4 protein-coding genes are annotated in these 5,406 nt (G+C 41.2%); 2 read left to right on the top strand and 2 right to left on the bottom strand.

The genetic code is table 11. The annotated features are described in order from the left end of the window. Nucleotides 1–89: 89 nt before the first annotated feature. Both QZL64_RS01455 and QZL64_RS01450 read left to right on the top strand, forming a co-directional pair. A complete protein-coding gene (locus tag QZL64_RS01455; protein ID WP_021840276.1) occupies nucleotides 90–1,298 on the top strand; it encodes a MalY/PatB family protein in 1,209 nt (402 codons plus the stop codon). A gap of 43 nt (nucleotides 1,299–1,341) precedes the next feature. After that, complete coding sequence (locus QZL64_RS01450) at nucleotides 1,342–1,821, top strand: pyridoxamine 5'-phosphate oxidase family protein (protein ID WP_021840275.1); 480 nt, start codon at nucleotides 1,342–1,344, stop codon at nucleotides 1,819–1,821. 131 nt (nucleotides 1,822–1,952) lie between these two features. Here the strand turns inward: QZL64_RS01450 and QZL64_RS01445 are convergent, their stop codons facing one another. Next, nucleotides 1,953–3,356: an NAD(P)-dependent oxidoreductase gene (locus QZL64_RS01445; RefSeq protein WP_021840274.1), complete on the bottom strand. Its 1,404-nt coding sequence runs from the start codon at nucleotides 3,354–3,356 to the stop codon at nucleotides 1,953–1,955. 265 nt (nucleotides 3,357–3,621) lie between these two features. Continuing rightward, on the bottom strand, nucleotides 3,622–4,968 hold the full coding sequence (locus QZL64_RS01440; protein ID WP_021840273.1) for a threonine/serine transporter tdcC H+/threonine-serine symporter: 1,347 nt from the start codon (nucleotides 4,966–4,968) through the stop codon (nucleotides 3,622–3,624). Between the last annotated feature and the right edge of the window lie 438 nt (nucleotides 4,969–5,406).

Here is a 5,406-nt window from a genome sequence, read left to right as displayed (position 1 = left end):
TTATATGTTCAATTTCAGTTTACAATTAACCATTAATTACTAATATATAAAATTTTAAATATACATACACTGTTACAGGAGGTGTAATAATGAGTCAAACCATGACCAAAGAAGAATTTTTAAGTCGCTACGCCCTCGATCGAAGGGGCTCTAATAGTGTTAAATGGGACGGTTTAAAACAACGTTTCCGCACCGATGACGTCATCCCTATGTGGGTGGCTGATATGGATTTTAAGGCACCCGAAACGGTTATTGATGCTCTTACGGAACGCGCTAAACATGGTGCTTTCGGCTATTCTTTAATCAGCCCTACCTATCATCAAACCTTTATCGATTGGCTCACACGCCATCACGGCTATACGCCTAAGAAAAACTGGCTCCGCTTTACAAGCGGCACGATAACGACCTTATTCTGGATTTTGCATGCCTTCACTAAGCCAAAAGATAATATCCTTATTCTTTCACCGGTGTATTATCCGTTCTACAGCACACCTCAGGATACAGGCCGCACACCAATCTGCAGTGAACTGCAACAAGACGAAACAGGCCGCTATTATATCGACTTTGACGATGTGGAAGCAAAGATTAAAGAACACAATATTAAAGTTTTCATCCTCTGCAATCCCCATAATCCGGTGAGTCGTATTTGGTCGGAAGAAGAAATGGTTAAACTCTTCACCCTTTGTGAAGAAAATAATATACTCATCGTAAGTGATGAAATCCATGAGGATTTTATTTTTGGACCGGATCCGTTTATTCCGGCCTTAGCCGTACAAGACGGCCGCTTCAAAGATTCCATTATCACCATTACCAGTGCGTCCAAAACTTTCAACTTAGCCTCTTTACCGGTAGCGCATACCATTATTCCGAATGAAGCTCATCGCAAACAATTTGATGCCTATGTAGCCACCATCGACCATACACAGCTCCCGGTGCTGGATTTACTGGCTACAGAAACAGCTTATCAGACGGGCGATGCTTGGTTAACCGGACTGTTGGCTGTAATTAAAGACAACTACGATATTATGAAAAACACCTTGCTCGAAGCGGCTCCTAAATTAGTATTTACACCGCTGGAAGCGACGTATCTGGCCTGGGTTGATTTTAAAGCCTATGTGGCTCCTGAAGAACTGGATAACTTCATGATTAAACAGTGCCGCGTCGGCGTAAACACAAGTCCTAACTTTGCTCCAGCCACACCGGGTTTTGTACGCTTCAACTTGGCAGCCCATCCGGATACAGTGCGCGAAGCCGCCAATCGTATTATTAAAGGACTACAATCTATTAACCAAATTTAATTTTAAAGTAAACTCTCAATTTATATAAAGGTAGGAGATGCCCATGCGTCGTCACGATCGTCAGATTACTGATGAAAACACAATTAACGAACTCATTGCGCGCTGTCGTGCCATTCGTTTAGGCTTACGCGATGAGGATGAAATTTACATAGTACCGCTTCATTTTGCCCATTCTTTTGAAAACGGCCAGCATGTCTTTTATTGTCACAGTGCCCCTATGGGGCGTAAAATCGACTTAATTAAACGCACCGGTTATGCTGCTTTTGAAATGGACGGCGGCCAAGAATTACTACCCGGTGAGATAGCTTGCGATTATTCTTCAGCCTATTTCAGCATTATCGGTACGGCCGATGCTTCTTTGGTAGAAGATATGGCTGAAAAAGAAGCCGCCTTAAATCTCATCATGGCGCATTACACCGGTAAAAACCAATGGGAATATAAACCGGCTATGCTAAAAGCCATAGCTGTTATAAAACTAGTAGCTCGAGAGCTGACTTGTAAAGCTAATCAGGCTCCGGTATAAAAACAAAAAACAACATATACACTTATTAACAATACTTAAAAAGCTCCAACATCAGAATCCCAATGTTGGAGCTTTCATTATATTTGATATTTGATTTTATTCGTGCCAAATCACTCTCTAATCAAAGCTAATTAAAGGTCGCCCAAGTAGCGTTTGGCTTCGCAGTAGTTAACCATGCCTTCTACAACTTTTTTAGCGGCGCGCATAGCGAGTACTACGGTAGCCGGTTTATGTACTACGTCACCGCCGGCAAAAACGCCTTTACGGCTCGTCATACCGTACGGCATTTCACGCGTTACTACATAGCCGTCCTTGTTAACTTCAATCCCGTTGCCCGGGCCGACTAAGCGTGCATTCGGTTTATGACCGATGGCGATGATAATCTTATCGGCCGGAATCACTTCATAGTGACCGGTTGGCTGGATGGATCCGTCTTCCTGTGGTTCTTGAATTTCACAACGTAAACCTTCTACCACAACGTCCCCTTCTACACTGGACGGAGCCGCGTAGAACTTGAAGCGAATATTTTCTTCTTTCGCTTCTTCGTATTCAGACGGATTGGCACTCATGTTTTCTTCGCCGCGACGATACGCTACCGTAACCGATTCAGCACCTAAACGCACGCAAGTACGAGCTGCGTCCATAGCCACATTACCGGCACCGATTACAACAACGCGGTCACCCTTTTGAACCGGAATGGCATCATCACCGACACGACCGTTTTGATGCAATTGAACGGCTGTCAACAAAGCCATGGCTTGTAAAACACCCGGTTTTTCATCGCCGCGCATAGGAAGTTCCATCGGTACATGGGTACCGGTTGCGATGAAGATAGCGTCATAGCCTTCTTCAAATAAGGAATCGATTGTTTTATCCGGTCCGATAACCGTGTTACATTCGAATTTAACACCAAGCGCTTTAAGGCGATTAATTTCACGATGTACCACTTCTTTACTCAAGCGGAATGCCGGAATACCATAGAGCAAAATACCGCCCGGTTCATCCTGTTTTTCAAAAATCGTAACTTCATAACCAAGTTTGGCCATATCACTGGCTACGGTAAGGCCCGCAGGACCGGAACCGATAATCCCGATTTTGCCCTGATCCTTAATGATTGGTTTCATACGACGTAAGCCGTGTAAGCTTTCAAAATCCGCCGCAAAACGTTCTAATTTACCGATATTGATTGGCTTATTGGCACGATTCAAAATACAATGGCCTTCGCACTGCTTTTCACGAGGGCAAACTCGACCGCAAACGGCCGGTAAATTACTGCGTTCGCCGATAATATCATTGGCTTCCCCAAAATTGCCGCGCGCAATGGCTTGAATAAAGCGCGGAATCTCATTTTCAATCGGACAACCGGTACGGCACAAAGGCTTCGCGCAATTTAAGCAACGCTTAGCTTCCGCTAAGGCTTCCTCTAATGTATAATCAGCATCTTCCAAGTACGCATGGTGGCGAGCCTTCGCCGCTGCATCGTTGGCTACTATATTTCCTGCTTGTTGATTTGTTACTTCATTCGGTCCAACCATGGAAATCCCTCCTCTAATTCTCACTTATCAATGCCTTCATTGATGAGTCAATTTATACTATTCCTTTTCCCTATATCTTTTTTTAAAAACTAATTCTACTATACCATAACGCCTGTAGCTAGTAAATAGTTGACAAAATAAGCCATAATTAGCCGATTGACTTTTTTACAAATATTGTCAGTACAGGACCACAATAAAAGAAGCCACCATTTGAGAATGACTCAGATGGTGGCTTACAAACCTAATTATGAACTTTTTAATCCAATTACTGGATAAGACCGTAGAACATAGCGGCTACAGTGATGATACCGATTACGATTACAAAGTAGTTTGTTACGCTGCGGTATTTCTGCATTTTTGGTACTTTGAAAATAGCAACCATAGGCATTAACAAGAGAATGAAGGCGATAGCCGGACCACTCAATGTTTCGATAATACCTAAAATGCTTGGGTTAATGTAAGCAATCAAGCAGCAAGTAATGAGCATGAATGCCAAGATAATGCGGTCAACCGTTTTAGCATTTAATTCTTTTTTGTTAACATGGCCTAAATCAATAACGATGTCGCGTAAACCTTCATAAGCACCTACATAGTGACCCAAGAAGGATTTAGTAATCGCAACGAAGGCGATGATTGGAGCCAACCAAGCGATGAATGGTGTATTAAAGTGGTTAGCTAAGTAGGATAAAATGGAGATGTTCTGATCTTTAGCAGCCTGTAAATCAGCCGGAGATAAGGCGAATACGCAGCTGTAAACGAAGAACATTACAACGCCGAACATCAATAATACAGCGTATTTTTGAATATCATGACATTTTTTATCTACATGTTCATCACCGTATTCCTGACGTTCTTTCATAACGAAAGCAGAAATAATAGGGAAATGGTTGAACGAGAATACAAGAACCGGGAATGTCATCCACAAAGTCATGAGCATAGCACTGCTGCTACCGCCTTCAGGCTGGTAGGTTAAAATAGCGGTATTCCATTCAGGAATGAGGTATAAACCGATAACCAATAAAGTGGCAATAAACGGATATACCAAGTAACTCATAATACGTACGATAATATCCTGACCCATACGAACGATGGCCAATAAACCAACAATTACAGCTACCGTAATTAAAGCACGATCAACGCCGGCAATACCGAGCTGATTCTGTAGTAAGCTGTCAGTCGTGTTGGTAATCGCTACGGAATATAATAACAAGATTGTATAAATACCAACAAAATAAACTACATTGAATACACGAGCTGCCGTAGGCCCCCAGAATTCTTCAACCGCACCGATGATACCTTTATCAGGTGAAGAAGCGGACATAACAAAGCGCGCTAATGCACGGTGAGCCAAGAATGTTACCGGGAATGCAAATAAGGTAATCATCAATAATGGCCAGATGCCGCCGATACCTGCGTTGATTGGCAAGAATAATACGCCGGCGCCGATGGCTGTACCGAATAAACCTAACATCCAAGTCGTATCTTCTTTGTTCCATTTGGAGGCATCTAATGTTTTAGTAATACTTTCGCGAATTGTTGTTTGTTCGCCATATACCGGTAATTCCTCCTGAACCGGTATGTCCTTTTGGACTACTGTTCTTTCATCTAACATACCTTTACTCCTTAATAGTAAAACCTGTAAAACCTAAAAACAACACTTTTCGTCCTTTTCTAAAACCTGCCCCCAAGTATCCGTTCAGAAAAGACATCTTATGTATGTATGATAGCATAGCATACCTAAAATGACAACTAATCATCATGATTGTATTGCATAGAGTGTACTTTCTGAGTGTTCAATTATTTATAATCAAACAATTAATAGTAAACATACATAAATTATAATATTAATCAGAATATTTTCACTTAATATTTTTGTATTATATTATATTAATTACTATTTTATAATATTTACGAAGTATTACTCATATTTTCATAAAAATAAGGTGTAATATCCACCCCATAAAAACATTCTTAAATTCAACTTATTGTTATGATTTTTATCGGTTTTTCTTGATTAGTTTCTGTAAAAATTACTCAAATATTTATTAAA

It is taken from the genome of Veillonella sp. CAG:933, from assembly GCF_000431435.1.
GTDB lineage: Bacteria > Bacillota > Negativicutes > Veillonellales > Veillonellaceae > Veillonella_A.
This window is presented reverse-complemented; position numbering and strand designations above follow the sequence as displayed.

Bases quoted from the DNA above. Each gene is read 5' to 3' on its own strand.
- QZL64_RS01455 (WP_021840276.1), top strand. From the start codon at position 90: ATGAGTCAAACCATGACCAAAGAAGAATTTTTAAGTCGCTACGCCCTC.
- QZL64_RS01450 (WP_021840275.1), top strand. From the start codon at position 1,342: ATGCGTCGTCACGATCGTCAGATTACTGATGAAAACACAATTAACGAA.
- QZL64_RS01445 (WP_021840274.1), bottom strand. From the start codon at position 3,356: ATGGTTGGACCGAATGAAGTAACAAATCAACAAGCAGGAAATATAGTA.
- QZL64_RS01440 (WP_021840273.1), bottom strand. From the start codon at position 4,968: ATGTTAGATGAAAGAACAGTAGTCCAAAAGGACATACCGGTTCAGGAG.